At 73.6% G+C, this 17,514-nt stretch carries 17 protein-coding genes; 9 read left to right on the top strand and 8 right to left on the bottom strand.

What is annotated here, in order from left to right:
• Nucleotides 1–427, top strand: a 427-nt coding sequence (locus tag ABD323_RS25740) for a DUF6542 domain-containing protein (RefSeq protein WP_344444332.1), incomplete at its 5' end; no start/stop codon positions are given.
• A gap of 83 nt (nucleotides 428–510) precedes the next feature.
• Here ABD323_RS25740 and ppgK read toward each other — a convergent pair.
• Together ppgK and ABD323_RS25750 are read right to left on the bottom strand one after the other, a co-directional pair.
• Nucleotides 511–1,257 carry a polyphosphate--glucose phosphotransferase gene (gene ppgK / locus ABD323_RS25745; protein ID WP_344444333.1) on the bottom strand — a complete coding sequence of 249 codons (747 nt, stop codon included), beginning with the start codon at nucleotides 1,255–1,257 and terminating at the stop codon, nucleotides 511–513.
• Between the two features lie 94 nt (nucleotides 1,258–1,351).
• Nucleotides 1,352–2,335, bottom strand: a complete 984-nt coding sequence (locus tag ABD323_RS25750; protein WP_344444334.1) for a 4-hydroxy-3-methylbut-2-enyl diphosphate reductase — start codon at nucleotides 2,333–2,335, stop codon at nucleotides 1,352–1,354.
• A gap of 89 nt (nucleotides 2,336–2,424) precedes the next feature.
• Here ABD323_RS25750 and ABD323_RS25755 point away from each other — a divergent pair, with 89 nt between their 5' ends.
• Entirely contained in the window at nucleotides 2,425–3,825 is a 1,401-nt protein-coding gene (locus ABD323_RS25755; protein ID WP_344444335.1) for an APC family permease, read from the top strand.
• 9 nt (nucleotides 3,826–3,834) lie between these two features.
• The gene (gene xseA, locus ABD323_RS25760; protein ID WP_344444336.1) at nucleotides 3,835–5,112 is read left to right on the top strand and encodes an exodeoxyribonuclease VII large subunit; all 1,278 of its coding nucleotides are present in this window, start codon (nucleotides 3,835–3,837) and stop codon (nucleotides 5,110–5,112) included.
• On the opposite strand, the gene ABD323_RS25765 is transcribed toward xseA, so the two are convergent.
• The gene (locus tag ABD323_RS25765; RefSeq protein ID WP_344444337.1) at nucleotides 5,027–5,581 is read right to left on the bottom strand and encodes a GNAT family N-acetyltransferase; all 555 of its coding nucleotides are present in this window, start codon (nucleotides 5,579–5,581) and stop codon (nucleotides 5,027–5,029) included. The two genes, xseA and ABD323_RS25765, sit on opposite strands and share 86 nt — an antisense overlap.
• A gap of 82 nt (nucleotides 5,582–5,663) precedes the next feature.
• On the opposite strand from ABD323_RS25765, the gene ABD323_RS25770 reads away from it, so the two are divergent.
• Together ABD323_RS25770 and ABD323_RS25775 are read left to right on the top strand one after the other, a co-directional pair.
• Nucleotides 5,664–5,939 (top strand): exodeoxyribonuclease VII small subunit, encoded by a 276-nt coding sequence (locus ABD323_RS25770; protein ID WP_344444338.1) that lies wholly within the window; start codon nucleotides 5,664–5,666, stop codon nucleotides 5,937–5,939.
• 129 nt (nucleotides 5,940–6,068) lie between these two features.
• A complete protein-coding gene (locus ABD323_RS25775) occupies nucleotides 6,069–6,677 on the top strand; it encodes a malonic semialdehyde reductase (protein WP_344444339.1) in 609 nt (202 codons plus the stop codon).
• A gap of 84 nt (nucleotides 6,678–6,761) precedes the next feature.
• Here the strand turns inward: ABD323_RS25775 and ABD323_RS25780 are convergent, their stop codons facing one another.
• Nucleotides 6,762–7,283 carry a DUF4245 domain-containing protein gene (locus tag ABD323_RS25780; RefSeq protein ID WP_344444340.1) on the bottom strand — a complete coding sequence of 174 codons (522 nt, stop codon included), beginning with the start codon at nucleotides 7,281–7,283 and terminating at the stop codon, nucleotides 6,762–6,764.
• A 237-nt stretch (nucleotides 7,284–7,520) separates the two neighbouring features.
• Here ABD323_RS25780 and glpX point away from each other — a divergent pair, with 237 nt between their 5' ends.
• Nucleotides 7,521–8,573, top strand: coding sequence for a class II fructose-bisphosphatase (glpX, locus tag ABD323_RS25785; RefSeq protein ID WP_344444341.1), 1,053 nt, complete (start codon nucleotides 7,521–7,523; stop codon nucleotides 8,571–8,573).
• A gap of 78 nt (nucleotides 8,574–8,651) precedes the next feature.
• On the opposite strand, the gene ABD323_RS25790 is transcribed toward glpX, so the two are convergent.
• Both ABD323_RS25790 and ABD323_RS25795 read right to left on the bottom strand, forming a co-directional pair.
• Nucleotides 8,652–9,032: a WhiB family transcriptional regulator gene (locus tag ABD323_RS25790; protein WP_344444357.1), complete on the bottom strand. Its 381-nt coding sequence runs from the start codon at nucleotides 9,030–9,032 to the stop codon at nucleotides 8,652–8,654.
• A 369-nt stretch (nucleotides 9,033–9,401) separates the two neighbouring features.
• A complete protein-coding gene (locus tag ABD323_RS25795) occupies nucleotides 9,402–10,154 on the bottom strand; it encodes a DUF1707 SHOCT-like domain-containing protein (protein ID WP_344444342.1) in 753 nt (250 codons plus the stop codon).
• 173 nt (nucleotides 10,155–10,327) lie between these two features.
• Here ABD323_RS25795 and ABD323_RS25800 point away from each other — a divergent pair, with 173 nt between their 5' ends.
• Nucleotides 10,328–11,998, top strand: a complete 1,671-nt coding sequence (locus tag ABD323_RS25800) for a fumarate hydratase (RefSeq protein ID WP_344444343.1) — start codon at nucleotides 10,328–10,330, stop codon at nucleotides 11,996–11,998.
• Nucleotides 11,999–12,063: 65 nt separating this feature from the next.
• Here the strand turns inward: ABD323_RS25800 and ABD323_RS25805 are convergent, their stop codons facing one another.
• Nucleotides 12,064–12,390, bottom strand: coding sequence for a nuclear transport factor 2-like protein (locus tag ABD323_RS25805; RefSeq protein WP_344444344.1), 327 nt, complete (start codon nucleotides 12,388–12,390; stop codon nucleotides 12,064–12,066).
• A gap of 219 nt (nucleotides 12,391–12,609) precedes the next feature.
• The gene (locus ABD323_RS25810) at nucleotides 12,610–12,837 is read right to left on the bottom strand and encodes a hypothetical protein (protein WP_344444345.1); all 228 of its coding nucleotides are present in this window, start codon (nucleotides 12,835–12,837) and stop codon (nucleotides 12,610–12,612) included.
• A 210-nt stretch (nucleotides 12,838–13,047) separates the two neighbouring features.
• On the opposite strand from ABD323_RS25810, the gene ABD323_RS25815 reads away from it, so the two are divergent.
• Together ABD323_RS25815 and ABD323_RS25820 are read left to right on the top strand one after the other, a co-directional pair.
• On the top strand, nucleotides 13,048–16,023 hold the full coding sequence (locus ABD323_RS25815; RefSeq protein WP_344444346.1) for an AfsR/SARP family transcriptional regulator: 2,976 nt from the start codon (nucleotides 13,048–13,050) through the stop codon (nucleotides 16,021–16,023).
• A gap of 595 nt (nucleotides 16,024–16,618) precedes the next feature.
• Entirely contained in the window at nucleotides 16,619–17,455 is an 837-nt protein-coding gene (locus ABD323_RS25820) for a class I SAM-dependent methyltransferase (RefSeq protein ID WP_344444347.1), read from the top strand.
• The last annotated feature ends 59 nt before the right edge of the window (nucleotides 17,456–17,514 follow it).

Genomic DNA, 17,514 nt, shown 5'->3' on the forward strand with positions numbered 1-17,514 from the left:
GCGCCCCTCCCCGGGCCGGATCCGCACGGCGGCCAGCGCGGGCAGCGGCCGGCCGGCGCGGTTGACCGCGGTCGGCACCGGGCTGCTGGCCGTGGTCGGCACCCTCGCCTTCGGGCTGCTCGACCAGGCGCTCTTCGGTGGCCTCGGGGTGGTCTTCGGCCTCGGGTTCCTGCTGGTCAGCTTCCAGACCGCGGTGCGGGTCCGGCTGGCCGACCTGCCGGCGGCGCCGATCAGCGGGCCGATCGCCTTCGCGCTCACCGTCGCCCTGCTCGGCCCGGTCACGCTGCCCGGGATGATCGGTCAGGTGCTGGCGCTGGCCGGCGGGCTGGCGCTGCGGGCCGGGTGGCTGTTCGCCGGGACCGGGCTGGCCGGGGCGATCGTGCTGGCCCGCTTCGTCGCCCAGCGCCGGATCCGCCGCAACCGCTGAAGCCCCGCCCCCACCCCGCCCGGCAGCGCCCCGGCGCCGGCGGACGGGCCGACCACCGAGCGGGGCCCGTCGAGGCGGCCGGGTCAGATCCGGGCCGCCGCCATCGCCGCGCCGACGATCCCCGCGTCGTTGCGCAGCTCCGCCGGGACCACCCGGGCGGCCCGCTCCTTCATGAGCGGCAGGAACTTGTCGTGCTTGCGGCTGACGCCCCCGCCGATGACCACCAGTTGCGGCGAGAAGAGCCGCTCCACCAGGTCGAGGTACTCGTCGACCCGCTCCGCCCACTGCGCCCAGCTCAGGTCGTGCTTCTCGCGGGCGGCCGAGGAGGCGCGGTGCTCGGCGTCCTTGCCCCGCAGCTCCAGATGGCCGAGCTCGGTGTTGGGGACCAGCGCGCCGTCGACGAAGAGCGCGCTGCCGATCCCGGTGCCGAAGGTGAGCACCAGCACCACGCCGTCCTGGCCGCGCCCCGCGCCGTGGGCGATCTCGGCCAACCCGGCCGCGTCGGCGTCGTTGAGCAGCACGGTGGGCAGGCCCAGGGCCTCGTGGAAGAGCCGTTCGGCGTCCAGGCCGATCCAGCCCTGGTCGACGTTGGCGGCGGTGCGGGTCTGGCCTTCCACCACGACCCCGGGGAAGGTCAGGCCGACCGCGCCCTGGTGGCCGAAGTGCCCGACCACCTCGCGGACCGCCGCCAGGACCGAGTCCGGCGAGGCGGGGCGCGGGGTGAGCACCTTGTGCCGGGGCTCGGCGAGCGCGCCGCGCGCCAGGTCCACCGGCGCGCCCTTGATGCCCGAGCCGCCGATGTCCACGCCGAAGACCGAGGGTGCCGTCACGTCGCTCCTCCTTGTTGTCCGGCTCTCACCGTACGAGAGGGCGAGGCGGAAAGCAGCTCGGAATCCGGACCGGGCCGACCTCGGCGGGCGGCGGTCAGAGCTTGCCGGCCGCCTCGGCGCGCAGGTCGCGGCGGAGCTCCTTGGGCAGCGAGAAGGTGAGCGTCTCCTCGGCCGTGCGGACCACCTCGACGTCGCCGAAGCCGCGCTCGGCCAGCCAGGCCAGCACGCCCTGCACCAGGATCTCGGGCACCGAGGCGCCGCTGGTCAGGCCGACCGTGCCGACGCCCGCCAGCCAGGCCTCGTCCAGTTCCTCGGCGAAGTCGACCAGGTGGGCGGCCTTGGCGCCGTACTCCAGGCCGACCTCGACCAGGCGCACCGAGTTGGAGGAGTTCTTGGAGCCGACCACGATCAGCAGGTCGGTCTCGGGGGCGATCTGCTTGACCACCACCTGGCGGTTCTGGGTGGCGTAGCAGATGTCGTCGCTGGGCGGGCTGACCAGCAGCGGGAAGCGCTTCTTCAGCTCGCCGACGGTGGCCATCGTCTCGTCCACCGACAGGGTGGTCTGGGAGAGCCAGACGACCTTGCTCTCGTCGCGGACCCGGACGTTCGCGACGTCCTCGGCGCCGTCCACCAGGTGGATCCGGTCGGGGGCCTCGCCCATCGTGCCGACCACCTCCTCGTGGCCCTCGTGGCCCACCAGCAGGATGTCGTAGTCCTCGTCGGCGAACCGGACCGCCTCCTTGTGGACCTTGGTCACCAGGGGGCAGGTGGCGTCGATGGTGGCGAGCTTGCCGGCCTTCGCCTCGTCGTGCACCGAGGGGGCCACGCCGTGCGCGGAGAAGACCACGATCGAACCCTCGGGCACCTCCTCCGTCTCGTCGACGAAGATCGCGCCCTGCTTCTCCAGGGTCCGCACGACGTACTTGTTGTGGACGATCTCCTTGCGCACGTAGATCGGTGCCCCGTACTGCTCCAGGGCCTTCTCCACGGCGATGACGGCGCGGTCCACGCCGGCGCAGTAGCCCCGGGGGGCGGCGAGCAGGACACGGCGCTGTGCGGTGGTCGACATGGCTCCCATGGTACGGGCGATGCGGCGGGGTTCGTGAGCCGCGCCGAGGGCCGGTGACCTGCGGGGCGCGCGGGGCGACGGGTGTTCCAATCGGCTGCGTGAGCGAACGAGTCGAGGGGACCGGGCTGCGGCGCAGCCTGGGGCTGCGGGACCTGGTGGTCTACGGACTGCTCTTCATCGCCCCGATGGCGCCGGTGGGCGTCTTCGGCGTGCTGGACGCCAGGAGCCACGGGGCGGTGGCGGCCGTCTACCTGGCGGCGACCGTGGCCATGGGCCTGACCGCCCTGTCGTACGCGCAGATGGTGCGCGCGGTGCCGCGCGCCGGGTCGGTCTTCGCCTACGCACGGGCCGGGCTCGGCGAGGGGCCGGGGTTCGTGGCCGGCTGGATGGTGATGCTCGACTACCTGCTGATCCCGGCGGTGGCGTACCTCTTCTCGGGCATCGCGCTGCACGCCCTGGTGCCGGGCGTGTCGCGCTGGGCGTGGACGGTGCTGGCGGTGCTGGTCACCACCGCGCTCAACCTGGCGGGCGTGCGCACCGCCGCCGTGGTGGGCCTGGCGGTGCTGGTGATGGAGCTGGCGGTGCTGACGGTCTTCGTGGTGGCCGCGGTGGTGGTGCTGGCCCGGGACGGCACGGTGCGCTCGCCGCTGTCGCCGCTGACCGGGGTGGGCGGCTTCTCGGCGGGCGCGGTGCTGGGCGCGGTGAGCGTGGCGGTCCTGTCCTACCTGGGCTTCGACGCGATCGCCTCCTTCGTGGAGGAGGCGGTGGGCGCCTCGCAGGCGGTGGCCCGGGCGGTGCTGCTCTGCCTGGCGCTGGCCGGGGTGCTCTTCGTGACGCAGGGCTACCTGGCGGCGCTGCTGGAGCCGCTGACCCCGCAACAGCTCGCCGAGCAGCCCGCGGCGCAGGGCTCGGCCTTCTACGACACGGTGGAGAGCGCGGTCGGCCACTGGCTGCACACCCTGGTGGCGGTCAGCAAGGCGATCGGCGCGGCCTTCGCGGCGCTGGCCGGGCAGGCGGCGGCCGGCCGGCTGCTCTTCGCGATGGGCCGGGCCGGGCGGCTGCCGCGCGCGCTGGCGGTGCTCGACGCGCCCGCGCGGGTGCCGCGCCGCACGCTGCTCGCGGCGGCCCTGGTCACGCTGGCCGGGGCCGGCTGGGCGGCCGGGCGCGACGACGGTCTGGACCGGCTCACCTCGGTGGTGGACGTCGGGGCGCTGAGCGCCTTCGTGCTGCTGCACGCCTCGGTGATCGGCTGGTACGCGGTGCGGCAGCGGTCGCGGGACCTGCTGGGGCACGTGCTGCTGCCGGTGGCGGGGATCGCGGTGATCGTCGCGGTGCTCCGGGAGGCCAGCGGCACCGCGCAGCTGGCCGGGGTGATCTGGCTGGCCGTAGGACTGCTGGTGCTGCTCGTCCAGCAGCACCGCGGCGCCGGGCCGGGCGGGGGCCGCCCGGACGTCGGCCGGCCGGGCGAGGGGCACGGCGACGTCGGTGGTCGGCGCTAGCCTCGACGCATGGCCAACAGCAGCTCCCCCGAAGCCCCGATCCCGGTCGGCAAGGTCTCCGCGCTGATCGGGGGCTGGGTCGAGCGGCTCGGCGCGGTCTGGGTGGAGGGGCAGATCACCCAGTTGAGCCGCCGTCCGGGGATGCAGTTCCTGACGCTGCGTGACACGGACCACGACATCTCACTGGGAGTCACCTGCTTCCGCTCGGTGCTCGAGCCGCTGGCCGACACGCTGCACGAGGGCTCGCGGGTGATCGTGCACGCGAAGCCCGAGTGGTACACCGCGCGCGGCACGCTCTCGCTGCGGGCCACCGAGGTCCGGCTCGTGGGGCTGGGCGAACTGCTCGCCCGGCTCGAGCGGCTGAAGCGGCTGCTGGGCGCCGAGGGGCTCTTCGCGGCCGACCGCAAGCGCCCGCTGCCGTTCCTGCCGCACTGCGTGGGCCTGGTCACCGGGCGGGCCAGCGCCGCCGAGCGGGACGTCCTGGAGAACGCCCGGCGGCGCTGCCCGGCGGTCCGCTTCGAGGTGCGCAACGTGCTGGTGCAGGGCCCGCAGGCGGCCGGGCAGGTGGCGGCCGCGATCCGCGAGCTGGACGGGCACCCCGAGGTGGACGTGATCATCGTGGCGCGCGGCGGCGGCAGCGTGGAGGACCTGCTGCCGTTCTCCGACGAGGAGCTCTGCCGCACGGTGGCCGGTGCCCGCACGCCGGTGGTGAGCGCGATCGGGCACGAGCCGGACCAGCCGCTGCTGGACTTCGTGGCCGACCTGCGCGCCTCCACGCCCACCGACGCGGCCAAGCGGGTGGTCCCGGACGTCGGCGAGGAGCAGGCCCGGGTGCGCCAGCTGCGCGACCGCGCGCGGCGCACGGTGACCGGCCTGGTGGAGCGCGAGCGGGCCGGGCTGGCCTCGGTGCGCAGCCGGCCGGCGCTGGCCGCGCCGCACCGGCTGCTGGACGAGCGCGGCCAGGAGCTGGGCGCCCTGCTGGACCGCGCCCGGCGCACCGTGGGACACCGGCTGGACCGGGCCGAGTCCGACCTGGGACACACCCTGGCCCGGGTCGTCTCGCTCTCCCCCGCCGCCACCCTGGAGCGCGGTTACGCGGTGCTGCAGACCCCCGACGGTCACGTGGTCACCGATCCGGCGCGGCTGGCGGTGGGCGCGCCGCTGCACGCCCGGGTGGCGGGCGGCGGCTTCGACGTGACGGTCAGTTCACCGGCGCCGGCGCAACCCGCTCCGGCCCCGGGCGCCCCTGCGGACCGCGATCCGCAGCAGCCGCGGGATCCGCGCTGAGCCGGGTGCGGGAGAGCGGCACCGAGTGCTCGGCGAAGCCGAGGTCCCGGTAGAGCCGCTCGCCGCCCTCGGTGGCGTGCAGGTCGATCCGGGTCGCCCCCCGGGCGTCGAACCAGGCCAGCAGCGCCTCGGTGCAGGCCCGGGCGTGGCCGCGGCGGCGCCGGGCCGGGTCGGTGCAGATGTTGAAGACGAAGCCGAACAGGCCCTGCGGGTGGCCCGGCGCGGGCAGCCGCTGCTCCAGCGTGCCCACCGCGCAGGCGGCGAGGCGGCCGGGCAGCTCGGCGTCGTCGACGACGAAGGCGGGCATGGTGGTGGTCACCGGGTCGCGCAGCCGCTCGCGCAGCACCTCCTCGGCGGTCCGCTGCCAGGGACCGGGCCGGGCCGCGCCCTGCATCGCCTCGAACATCAGCAGGCGCAGCCGCACCAGCTCCGGGGCGTCCTCGGGTCGGGCCTGTCGCACATCGCTCATGCCCCGGGACAGTAGCCAGCACGGCGGCCCGCCCGCACGCGGATTGCGGCCGGCTGTCGGCGCCGGGCCCTACGCTGGCGCCATGAGCGAGACGCAGGAGCAGGGCGGCGACCGGGCGGACACGGCGGGAGCCGGGTCCGAGCAGGGCGAGCCGGGCGAGCTGGGCTACGAGCAGGCCAGGGACGCGCTGATGGAGGTGGTGCGCCGGCTGGAGACCGGTGGCACCACGCTGGAGGAGTCGCTCGCGCTCTGGGAGCGCGGGGAGGTGCTGGCCAAGGTCTGCCAGCGCTGGCTGGACGGCGCCCGGGCCCGGCTGGACGCGGCACTGGCCGCCGAGGAGGAGGGCGGGCAGCGCTGAGCCGCCCCGGCGGGGGCCGGCGTGAGGCAGGTCACATCGCCTTGAGGAATCGTTGAAAGTTCACCTATGTTGGAACCCGTGAACGGCGGCCTTCGCCGCACCGATCCCGCCAGCATGAGGTAGCCCATTATGACCATCGCCAACGACGCCCTCGTCCTCGACGCCGCCGCGCAGGACCTGCTCTTCCGTGAGGCCCGCACCGCGAACACCTTCACCGACGAGCCCGTCACCGACGAGCAGCTGCAGGCGATCTACGACCTGGTGAAGTACGCGCCGACCGCCTTCAACCAGCAGGCGCTGCGCGTCGTCCTGGTCCGCTCCGCCGAGGCCCGCGAGCGCCTGGTGGCGCAGATGGCCGACGGCAACAAGGCCAAGACCAGCAGCGCCCCGCTGGTCGCCATCCTGGCCGCCGACAACGAGTTCCACGAGGAGCTGCCGAACCAGCTCCCGCACTTCCCGCAGGCCAAGGAGATGTTCTTCTCCGAGCGCCCGGTCCGCGAGGGCTCGGCCGCCTTCAACGGCGCCCTGCAGGTCGGCTACTTCATCATCGGCGTGCGCGCCGCCGGCCTGGCCGCCGGCCCGATGACCGGCTACAACGCCGCGGGCATCAACAAGGAGTTCTTCGCCGACGGCGAGCACTCGGTGCTGGCCGTGGTGAACATCGGCAAGCCGGGCGAGGACGCCTGGTTCCCGCGCAGCCCGCGGCTCTCCTACGACGAGGTCGTCAGCACCGTCTGACGCCACCGCGCCCCTCATGCCACACGGCCCCGGCCCGCCTCGCGGGTCGGGGCCGTGTGGCATGAGGGGCGCGGGCGCGGAAGGTCAGCGCAGCGCCTGGGCCAGCTGGCCGAGCTCGTCGTAGGAGGCGCTGCCGGTGACCACGGTGGTGGCCGAGCCGGCGGGGGCACTGAGGCCGCGGTAGGTGTCGCCCTGGTAGCGCGACCAGTCCTGGCCGGCGATGCTCGCGCTGCCGTCCGGCCGGTAGCCGGTCACCACGGCCTTGAGCAGGTCGTTCTTCGGCGCGTCGCTCTGCTCGACGGCCGCGTACTTGCCGTCGGGGGTCACGAAGCCCAGGTGCCACCCGGCGTGCCCGTCGGCGTCCTTCTGGTACGAGACCGAGGTCGCCCGCCACCGGTCCGAGAGCCCGGCGGGCGCCAGCACCGGATACGGTGCGGCGCGCTTCGCCGAGGCGAGCTCGACCTGGTACCCGACCACGTGAACCCCGTCACCCCCGCCGTGCGGGGTGAAGACGTACGCCACGAGGGCCACGCCCATGACGGCGATCATCGACAGGACCATGTCCCGTACGGTCTGCCGCCCTCTGCTGCCACTGTTGCCTGCCACCCCCACATGGTGACCCATCGCGTCCGGCGCCCCGGGCACCGGGGTGCCCGGGGCGGACCGAATCCCCTTATTTCGGCGCAGAACCGCAGGTCGCGAGCGGGGCCCGCGACGCCGGAGGGGACCCGCGCCACAGACAGTCATTCCATCCACAGATACGATCGGGGAACCCTCATCGCAGCGCTCGACCAGACAGTAGTCGACCGCTCACTGGCCGTCGCGTACAGAGAGGTATCGACGATGACCGCGCACGCAGCTAAGAGCACCACCTCCCACCTCCCCCGTTCCCTTGAGGTCGCCCCCGAGGCGCCCGACCGCAACCTCGCCCTGGAGCTCGTCCGAGTCACCGAGGCAGCGGCCATGGCGGCCGGCCGCTGGGTCGGCCGCGGCGACAAGAACGGCGCCGACGGCGCGGCCGTCAAGGCCATGCGCACCCTCGTCTCCACCGTCTCGATGAACGGCGTCGTCGTCATCGGGGAGGGCGAGAAGGACGAGGCCCCGATGCTCTACAACGGCGAGCGGGTCGGCGACGGCACCGGTGCCGAGTGCGACGTGGCCGTCGACCCGGTGGACGGCACCACGCTGACCGCCAAGGGCATGGCCAACGCCGTCGCCGTCCTGGCGGTCGCCGACCGCGGCACCATGTTCGACCCCAGCGCGGTGTTCTACATGGAGAAGCTGGTCTGCGGCCCGGAGGCCGCCGACTTCGTCGACATCACCGCCCCCGCGGCCGTCAACATCCGCCGGGTGGCCAAGGCCAAGGGCAGCGCGGTCGAGGACGTCACCGTGATAATCCTGGACCGCCCCCGGCACGAGGGCCTGGTCAAGGAGGTCCGCGAGGCGGGCGCCCGGATCAAGTTCATCTCGGACGGCGACGTGGCCGGCGCCATCATGGCCGCCCGCGAGGGCACCGGCGTGGACCTGCTGATGGGCATCGGCGGCACGCCCGAGGGCATCATCGCGGCCTGCGCGATGAAGTGCATGGGCGGCGTGATCCAGGGCCGGCTCTGGCCCAAGGACGAGGCCGAGAAGCGCAAGGCGCTGGACGCGGGCCACGACCTGGACCGGGTGCTGCTGACCGACGACCTGGTCAGCGGCGAGAACGTGTTCTTCGTGGCCACCGGCATCACCGACGGTGAGCTGCTGCGCGGGGTGCACTACCGCCAGGAGACCGCCACCACCAGCTCGCTGGTGATGCGCTCGAAGAGCGGCACGATCCGCCAGATCGACTCCACCCACAAGCTGTCCAAGCTGCGGGCCTACAGCGCGATCGACTTCGACCGGGCGAACTAGCGACCGGCCGGCCGGGCCCCGCGTCCGGCCGCGCTGCACCCCCGGCGCCTGAGCGCGACTCCCTTCGGGGGGTCGCGCTCAGCCTGCTATCCGGCCCTGTTCGGGGCCGCGCCGGCCCGCCAGTCGCGGCCCCACGACCGGGCCGGCCACCAGCTGCGCCTCGGCCCGCAGCTCGACCAGTTCGAGCTCGCGCCTGCGCCGGCGGGCCAGCACCACCCGGCGCTCGGCCGCGGTCAGCCCGCCCCAGACGCCGTACGGCTCCGGCTGTGCCAGCGCGTGCTCCCGGCACTCCAGCAGCACCGGGCAGCGGGCGCAGACCTGCTTGGCGTGCTCCTCGCGGGCCAGGCGGGCCGCCGTCGGCTCCTTGGAGGGCGCGAAGAAGAGTCCGGCCTCGTCCCGCCGGCAGGCCGCGCCGGTGTGCCAGGGGTTGTCCTCCAGGTGATCGAGCCGCACGCCCACAGGGCCCGCGGGAGTACTCGCCGTGGCGCCTGCGCAGCCGCGGCGCCCGGTGCCGGCGGCGCGGTCGGTGCCGGCGGCGGCGACGACGCGGACGACATCGGTGGTGCTGGGCTCGATCGGGTGCAGCACGGCAACTCCTGACACTGCTCGGGGAAGGCCGCGGTCACCGCCCGGCTGCCGTCTGTGCCGTACGACGCCGTCTGACCGCAGCCCTTCAAGAAACGATGTGCGAGAGGAATTACCCAGCACGATCCCGGTTCATGCACACCGTGTCCGCCCGGCCACGGCCTGCACTCGGGCCAACCTGGAGTGCCGGTGCGGCATTTGACGGAACATGAGGTTCCGCGGCCCCGGTCGGGGCAGGCGCCCTCAACCCTCGACCTGCTTGCGCACCCACTCCCGGAGTTTCTTGCCCCTGCGGGGCTTGGCGTCGCACCCCCCGAAGATCGCCGCGCCCTTGACCCGCACCACCGGCGCGTACGGGTCGGCGGCGGTCTGCTCGCGCACGTTGAACCCGCCGAAGATGCCCACTCCGTTGCCGATCAGCGTGACGTTCTCCGGCACCCGGATGTCCACCCCGCCGCAGAACGCGGCCACCTCGATCACCACTTCGGGCGACTCGAAGACCGCGTCGGTCAGGTCCAGCTCCACCCCGCCGAAGAAGGCCGACGCGTGGACGGTGCTGCCCACCCGCCAGCGTCCCTTGCGGGTGGCCGAGCCGAAGATGGCGACCAGGTTGGCCGACTCCTCGCGGGCCGGCGGCAGTTGCGGGGCGCTCGACTGGGCGGGCTTGTCCGTCGACACCGGCCGGTGGGCGGGCAGGTCCCGGGTGAGCACCGCCAGCTCGCCCAGCGTCCTGGCGCCGTAGGCCGCCTCGATCCGCTCGGCGTGCTCCTCCATGGTGAGGCGGCCCTCGGCGTAGGCGTCGCGCAACAGGTCGGCGATCCGCTCCCGGTCGGCGTCCGCGGCGCGCAGGTCGGCGTCGGCCACCCGGGTGGCCGCGGCGAGAACGGGGGCGGGTTGGTCCTGGGGCTTGGTCAGGGGTACGGGCGCCTGCTCGGGCGCCCGGTCGGACGGCTGCGGCGGCTGCTGCGACGGCTGCGGTGACGGCGAGTTGTCCACGGGAGCAGCCTAGCCAGTGGCACCGGTGGACCACGAGGGCTTGAGGCCCCCGACGTGACCCCGAACGTGACCCCCGTCACGCAGGCCCACCCGTGCACGCCCCGGGGCCGCCCGGGTCCTACGCTGGAGGGCGCTTCGCCGACGCAGCACCATCAATCCGTGAAGGACCTCGCATGGCACCGACGCCAGACTTCGCCTACTCCGACCTCCTCCCGCTGGGGGCCGACCCGACCCCGTACCGAAAGCTGACCTCCGAGGGCGTCAGCACCTTCGAGGCGGGCGGACGGCGCTTCCTGCAGGTCGAGCCGGAGGCGCTGCGGCTGCTCACGGCCACCGCCATGCACGACATCGCGCACTACCTGCGCCCGGCCCACCTGGCGCAGCTGCGGCGCATCCTGGACGACCCCGAGGCCAGCCCCAACGACCGCTTCGTGGCGCTGGACCTGCTGAAGAACGTCAACATCTCGGCCGGCGGCGTCCTGCCGATGTGCCAGGACACCGGCACCGCGATCGTCATGGGCAAGCGCGGCCAGCAGGTGCTGACCGCCGGCGGCGACGAGTCGGCGATCGCCCGCGGCGTCTACGACGCGTACACGCAGCTCAACCTGCGGTACTCGCAGATGGCGCCGGTGACCATGTGGGACGAGAGGAACACCGGCTCCAACCTGCCCGCGCAGATCGAGCTGTACGCGACCGACGGCGACGCGTACAAGTTCCTCTTCATGGCCAAGGGCGGCGGCAGCGCCAACAAGTCGTACCTGTACCAGGAGACCAAGGCGATCCTGAACGAGCGCTCGATGCTCGCCTTCCTGGAGCAGAAGATCCGCTCGCTGGGCACCGCCGCCTGCCCGCCGTACCACCTGGCGATCGTGGTCGGCGGCACCAGCGCCGAGTTCGCGCTGAAGACCGCCAAGTACGCCTCCGCGCACTACCTCGACGCGCTGCCCACCAGCGGCGACGCGGCCACCGGCCACGGCTTCCGGGACCTGGAGCTGGAGGCGAAGGTCACCGAGCTGACCCAGAAGATCGGCATCGGCGCCCAGTTCGGCGGCAAGTACTTCTGCCACGACGTGCGGGTGGTCCGCCTGCCGCGGCACGGCGCCTCGCTGCCGGTCGCGATGGCCGTCTCCTGCTCGGCCGACCGCCAGGCGCTGGGCAAGATCACCGCGGAGGGCGTCTTCCTGGAGCAGCTGGAGACCGACCCGGCCGGCTACCTGCCGGAGACCACCGACGAGCACCTGGACGACGCGGTGGTGCGCATCGACCTCAACCGGCCGATGGCCGAGATCCGCTCGGAGCTGGCCAAGCACCCGGTGAAGACCCGGCTGTCGCTGACCGGCACGCTGGTCGTGGCGCGCGACATCGCGCACGCGAAGATCAAGGAGCGGCTGGACGCGGGCGAGGGCATGCCGCAGTACCTGCGGGACCACCCGGTCTACTACGCCGGCCCGGCCAAGACCCCCGAGGGCTACGCGTCGGGTTCCTTCGGTCCCACCACCGCGGGCCGGATGGACTCCTACGTCGACCAGTTCCAGGCGGCCGGCGGCTCGATGGTGATGCTCGCCAAGGGCAACCGCTCCAAGCAGGTCACCGACGCCTGCGCCAAGCACGGCGGCTTCTACCTCGGCTCGATCGGCGGTCCGGCCGCGCGCCTGGCGCAGGACTGCATCAAGCGGGTCGAGGTGCTGGAGTACGCCGAGCTCGGCATGGAGGCGGTCTGGCGGATCGAGGTCGAGGACTTCCCGGCCTTCGTCGTGGTCGACGACAAGGGCAACGACTTCTTCACCGAGACCACGGACGCGGCGCCGCTGATCACCAGCATCCCGGTCCGCTCGGCGCAGTGACGACGGCCGCCGCCGCGGTGCCCTGGGGGCGCCGCGGCGGCGGTACGGACTGACCCCCGGGGCCTCTAGGCCTGGCCGGTCTCGAAGCGGCTCACCCGGCCGTCGCCCTCGACCGTGAACCGCCAGGCGGTGCGCATCTCGCCCCAGGTGTCGTTGCGGAAGGTGGCGACCAGCGCGCGCCCGCCGTCCGACTCGCTCTGCACGTCCATGTGCCCACGCACGGAGAAGATCTCCTTGTCGGTCCACTGGGCGAGGTCGCGGTCCGAGCCGTCGTCCGACATCGTCGCGTCGGCGGTGAGCAGGGCCTCGAAGGCGGCGCGGTCGCCGGCGTTGATCGCCGCCACCAGGGAGCGCACGGTGGGGTCGGAGAGCTTGGCGGGTGAGATGGTCATCTGACGGCTCCTCGGTGGGCCGGAGGCGGGCGGGACTCCCAGCACTGTCGCACAGGGTGATGCCACGACCGCGGAGCATCACCGGACGCGCCCCGGGCCCGGCGCCCCGCCCCGGACACGACGGAGCCCCCGGGTGTCCCCAGGGGCTCTCCGCGCGTAGCGTCGATGGACAACTACGCGGTGCGATCAGGCCAAAATGCGGGCACGAACACCGCCCGGTTACTGCATGTTGACGATGCCACCGAGCGGGTGGGTGGTTCCGCCGCCGGGCTGGTCGGTGGCCGGAGCCGGCGCGACGGGCGTGGCGGTCGGTGCGAGCGGGGTGGTCTCGCCGGGCTCGACGTGCTGGTCGGCGGCCGCCTCGCCCGCCTGCACCGCGCCGGTCAGGACGGCCTCCAGCTCATCGGTCTGCTCGGGGAGAGCGATCGGGGTCTCATTCTCGGCCATGGCCGGACCACCTCTCGGGGTGTTGGTGCTCAACCGCCCCGGTCGGTCTGGCCGCGGCGTGGGGACAGTATCGTAGGGGTCGTTAAATGTCTTATAAACAGCCCTCCAGGTGCACAATGTGCCCCATTTGCCCTTCCTGACCGGGCACTCCGGCCGGAGCATGGTGGGCAGCACTTCGAGGTGCGAAGTCGCAGGCCATCGGGGGACCTTATGGAGCTTCAGGCAACGCCGCACAATGCCGTGCTGCGCTTCCAGGTGCTCGGACCAGTCCAGGCCTGGCGCGACGAGCAGCTGCTCGCGCTGGGTTCACCGCAACAGCAGGCCGTGCTGACCGCTCTCCTGCTCCACCAGGGACGGCCGGTGACCACCCAGGAGCTGGTGGACGGCCTGTGGGGCGACCGTCCGCCGCCGCAGGCGGTGGCCGCCCTGCGCACCTATATCTCGCGACTGCGATCCGTCATCGAGCCGGGCCGCGAGGTCCGCGCACCCGCCGAACTGCTGATTTCGGTGCGAGACGGATATGCGCTGCGAATTCCGGACGAATCACTCGATCTCTCGATCTTCAATTCCCGTACCGCCGAAGCCCTGCAGGCGCGGCAGAGTGGCGGGACCGAGAAGGCGCACCACCTGCTCACCGCCGCGCTGGAGCTGTGGAGTGGTCAGCCCCTGGCGGGGATCCCGGGTCCGTACGCGGAGTCGCAGCGCCAACGGCTGATCGAGCACCAGGTGACCGCACTGGAGGATCGCGGCGCCGCGGCGCTGGAGATCGGACTGCACACCGAAATCGTCTCCGAGCTGAAATACCTCTCCTCGGAACACCCGCTGCGCGAACGCCTGCGCGAACTGCTGATGCTCGCGCTCTACCGGTGCGGGCGCCAGGCCGAGGCGTTGAGCGTCTACTCGACGACGCGCAAACTGCTGATCGACGAGCTCGGCGTCGAGCCGGGGGTGAGCCTGGCCGCGATGCACTCGCGGATCCTGTCCGCCGACCCCGCCCTGATGAGCCGCACGCCCGACACCGCGAGTCCCAGCGTCGAGGCGGGCGCGACCGCCTCGCCGGCCCCGCCGGCCCAGCTGCCGGCCGACGTCTCCGACTTCGCCGGCCGCCAGTCGCTGGTGCTGGACCTGCGCGAGCTGCTGGCGCGCGCCTCGGGGCAGGCGGTGGTGGTGACCTCGCTGGCCGGTATCGGCGGCGTCGGCAAGACCACCCTGGCGGTGCACGTCGCGCACAGCGTGCGCGCCGAGTTCCCGGACGGGCAGCTCTACGTCGACCTGCGCGGCGTCAGCGCCACCCCCGCCGACCCGGCCGTGGTGCTCGGTGACTTCCTCTTCGCGCTCGGCGTCGAGGAGGCGCCCGAGTCCTTCGAGCAGCGGGTCGCGATGTACCGCTCGATGCTGGCCGAGCGGCGGATGCTGATCATGCTCGACAACGCCCGCGACGCGCAGCAGATCATGCCGCTGATCCCGGGCGTGGCCGGCTGCGCGGTGCTGGCGACCAGTCGCTCGCGGCTCGCCGGCATCCCCGGCGCGCACCTGTTCGACGTCGAGGAGCTGACGCCGCAGGAGGCGCTGGAGCTGTTCGGGGCGGTCGCCGGGCACCACCGGGTGCAGAGCGAGCCGGAGGCGGCGCTGGCCGTGGTGACCGCCTGCGGCTTCCTGCCGCTGGCGGTGCGGATCGCGGCCGCGCGCCTGGCCACCCGCCCGCGCTGGACGGTCGCGGACCTGGCCCGGCGGTTAGCGGACCAGCGGCGTCGTCTGGACGAGCTGCAGCTGGGCAACCTGGCGGTGGAGACCACCCTGGGCCTGGGCTACGGGCAGCTCAGCCCCGAGGAGGCCCGGGCCTTCCGGCTGCTCGCCCTGGTGGACAGCCCCGACCTGCCGCTGGCCGCGGTGGCCGCGCTGCTGGGCGTCGGGCAGGACCGGGCCGAGGTGCTGGCGGAGGCACTGGTCGAGGCCAACATGCTGGAGTGCTTCACCCCCGGCCGCTACCGCTACCACGACCTGCTGCGGCTCTTCGCCCAGAAGCAGCGCGAGAAGCTCGGCGACCTGGCGGACACCCAGGCCGCGCTGCTGCGCCTGCTGGCGCTGCTGGTGGCGACCGTGCGCAACGTGGCGCAGCTGCTGGAGCCCGACGACCTGCCGATCGAGCCGCTGCAGCTGCCGACCCTCCCCGAGCGGGCCATGGTCAGCGCGGACGCGGCGCGCAGCTGGCTGCGCTCCGAGCTGAGCCTGGTGCTCAGCGCCGTCGAGGAGTCGATCCAGGGCGAGCCCGCGCTGCTGCGCCGCGCGGTGGACCTGCTGATCACCCTCAACACGCTGGTGGAGGAGCCGAACCACGCGCAGCGGATCCGCCGGATCCTGACCGCGGCGGCCAGCGCCGCGACCGCCTGCGACGACCTGGAGGCGCTGGCGCGGGTGCGCTACGCGCTGGGCTTCGTGGCCTACCTGACCGGGGAGTTCCCCGAGGCGGAGCAGTCCCTGCAGTCCTCGCTGAGCCTGCTGGGCACCCAGACGCCCGCGCTGCGCTCGGCGGTGAACAGCCTGCTCGGCACCGTCCTGGCCACCACCAGCCGGCCCGCCGAGGCGCTGCCGGTGCTGGAGGAGGCGCGCGACCTGTCGATCGCGCTGGCCGCGATGGGCAGCGCCGCCCGCACCCAGGGCAACATCGCCCGGGTGCACCTGCGGCTGGAGCAGTGGCAGGACGCGGTCGACTCGGCGAGCTCGGCGGTCGCCACCGCCCGGGCCTCGGGCAACCGCCGCTGCCTGGCCGACACGATGTACCAGCTGGGCATCGTGCTGCGCACCACCGGATCGTCCTCGCAGGCCGCCGAGCAGCTGCGCGAGGCCTACGTGCTCTACCGCGACGAGCAGCAACGGCTCTGGGAGGGGCTCGCGCTGGCGCGGCTGGCCGGTTGCCTGCTGGTGGACGGGCTGCTGTCCGAGGCGGCCGAGGCCGCGCAGGAGGCGGTCACCATCTCGCGCGAGATGGACGCCGCCTACTGCCAGGGACTGGCGAACGCCGCGCTCGGCGAGGCGCTGCTGCGACTGGGCCGTTCCCAGCGCGCGCGGACCTGTCTGGACGAGGCGTACGAGATCTTCACGCGGCTCGGTGTGCCCGAGGCCCAAGCCGTGCGGAGCCTCATCGACACGTGGCACACCGAGCCCTCGACCACCCCTGCGCCGTAACCGCCGGACTCCCCCCGCGCGATCGCCGGTCCCCCCGACCCGCGTCCCGCCGTCCCGGCGTTCCCCCGCACCCCCGTGCTCGGAAAGCGCGCTTCCCCCCGGAAGAGTGGTGTCCCCCGCAGCCCCCCGGCTGCGGGAGCACCATCTCTGCGCTTCCCCGGCGCTGAGTGAACTCTGGCACCCGCTGATTGACGTTCGATAAACGGCCCCCCGGCGGGCCCGCGCCGGCACCCGGCGGACCCCGGCGGACCCTCGCGCCGCGCCACCCCGCGCGCCACGCGGGCGCGCACCAGGAGGTCGCACCACCCCCGCCCGCCCCGCTGTGCTTCCACGCCTCGTGCGTATTCATGCCACCGGGCACGAGTTGGCCAAAAACGCACTCCACACCGTGGTGATCGCGCATATTCTCAGAGGCCAGGCGGTACACGCGGCACCTGCCGGGGAACCAGGCAGGCCACGGCACGGGAACGGACGGAGCGGGCGAGGGCTCCACAGGGCAGGGCCAGGCAGGCCGGCAGGCGCAGTGCGGGACACCAGAGCTGGCGCGACGGCCGTCGCGGGGCCGGTGGCCAGGTGGGAAAGGTGCCTCTCAAACGTGACGACGGGACAGATATCGGACCCCGCGCGGGGCAGCACACCGCCCAGCGGTGGCCCCCCGTCGGCCGCCCGCGGCCGGAGCGCCGAACGGGTCCTGCAGGCGGTGGCCTTCGACGCGATCGGCTCCCGCTACGGTGAGGCGTTTCCCGCCAAGTCCGGCCAGCTCGCGGCCGGTCGCCGGCTGCTGGCGGAACTGCCGGCCGGCTCCCCGGTGCTGGACATCGGCTGCGGCACCGGAGAGCCCACCCTGCGCCAGCTGACCGCCGGCGGCCTGCGGGTGACCGCCGTCGACCTCTCCGACGGCATGCTGGAACTCGCCCGCGCCACCGTGCCCTCGGCCGCCGGCCACCACCGCATCGACCTGTACGACCTGGCCACCGAGCGCGCCGCATCGGCCTGGGGGCTGCCCGCGCTGGGCCCGGCGGGCGCGGGCACCTTCGCCGCCGCCACCGCCTTCTTCTCGCTCATCATGCTGCCGCAGGCCGAGATCCCGGTGGCGCTGGAGCGGATCCGGACCCTGCTGCGGCCCGGCGGGGTGCTGGTGCTGGGCATGGTCGAGGCCGACCTCGACGCCTACCCGATGGAGTTCCTGGGCCGGCCGGTCCGGATCAGCGGGTTCCTGCGCGAGGAGCTGACCGAGACGCTGCGCCGGGTCGGCTTCAGCGTCGAGGCGCTGAACGGCCGGCCGTACGCGCCCGCGTGCACCGCGCTGCCGCCGGAGGAGCAGCTCTTCCTGCACTGTCGCCGGGTCAGCCGACGCAGCCGCAGCGGGCGGGCCCGGCGCGGTGACCGGAGCGCTCCGGTCCGGACTCCGAGAATTCTTCCGTCCAACTGAACCACAGCGCCTGTTCCCCCGTACCACGTGACAACCTGACGTACGCCCTCCTCCGACCA

The sequence above is a fragment of the Kitasatospora nipponensis genome (genome assembly GCF_039528135.1).
GTDB lineage: Bacteria > Actinomycetota > Actinomycetes > Streptomycetales > Streptomycetaceae > Kitasatospora > Kitasatospora nipponensis.

What these genes read in the sequence shown, in the direction of transcription:
- ABD323_RS25765 (WP_344444337.1), bottom strand. Translation starts at nt 5,581, where the DNA reads ATGAGCGATGTGCGACAGGCCCGACCCGAGGACGCCCCGGAGCTGGTG.
- xseA (WP_344444336.1), top strand. Translation starts at nt 3,835, where the DNA reads ATGGCCAACAGCAGCTCCCCCGAAGCCCCGATCCCGGTCGGCAAGGTC.
- ABD323_RS25805 (WP_344444344.1), bottom strand. Translation starts at nt 12,390, where the DNA reads ATGACCATCTCACCCGCCAAGCTCTCCGACCCCACCGTGCGCTCCCTG.
- ABD323_RS25800 (WP_344444343.1), top strand. Translation starts at nt 10,328, where the DNA reads ATGGCACCGACGCCAGACTTCGCCTACTCCGACCTCCTCCCGCTGGGG.
- ABD323_RS25810 (WP_344444345.1), bottom strand. Translation starts at nt 12,837, where the DNA reads ATGGCCGAGAATGAGACCCCGATCGCTCTCCCCGAGCAGACCGATGAG.
- ABD323_RS25815 (WP_344444346.1), top strand. Translation starts at nt 13,048, where the DNA reads ATGGAGCTTCAGGCAACGCCGCACAATGCCGTGCTGCGCTTCCAGGTG.
- glpX (WP_344444341.1), top strand. Translation starts at nt 7,521, where the DNA reads ATGACCGCGCACGCAGCTAAGAGCACCACCTCCCACCTCCCCCGTTCC.
- ABD323_RS25750 (WP_344444334.1), bottom strand. Translation starts at nt 2,335, where the DNA reads ATGGGAGCCATGTCGACCACCGCACAGCGCCGTGTCCTGCTCGCCGCC.
- ABD323_RS25770 (WP_344444338.1), top strand. Translation starts at nt 5,664, where the DNA reads ATGAGCGAGACGCAGGAGCAGGGCGGCGACCGGGCGGACACGGCGGGA.
- ABD323_RS25775 (WP_344444339.1), top strand. Translation starts at nt 6,069, where the DNA reads ATGACCATCGCCAACGACGCCCTCGTCCTCGACGCCGCCGCGCAGGAC.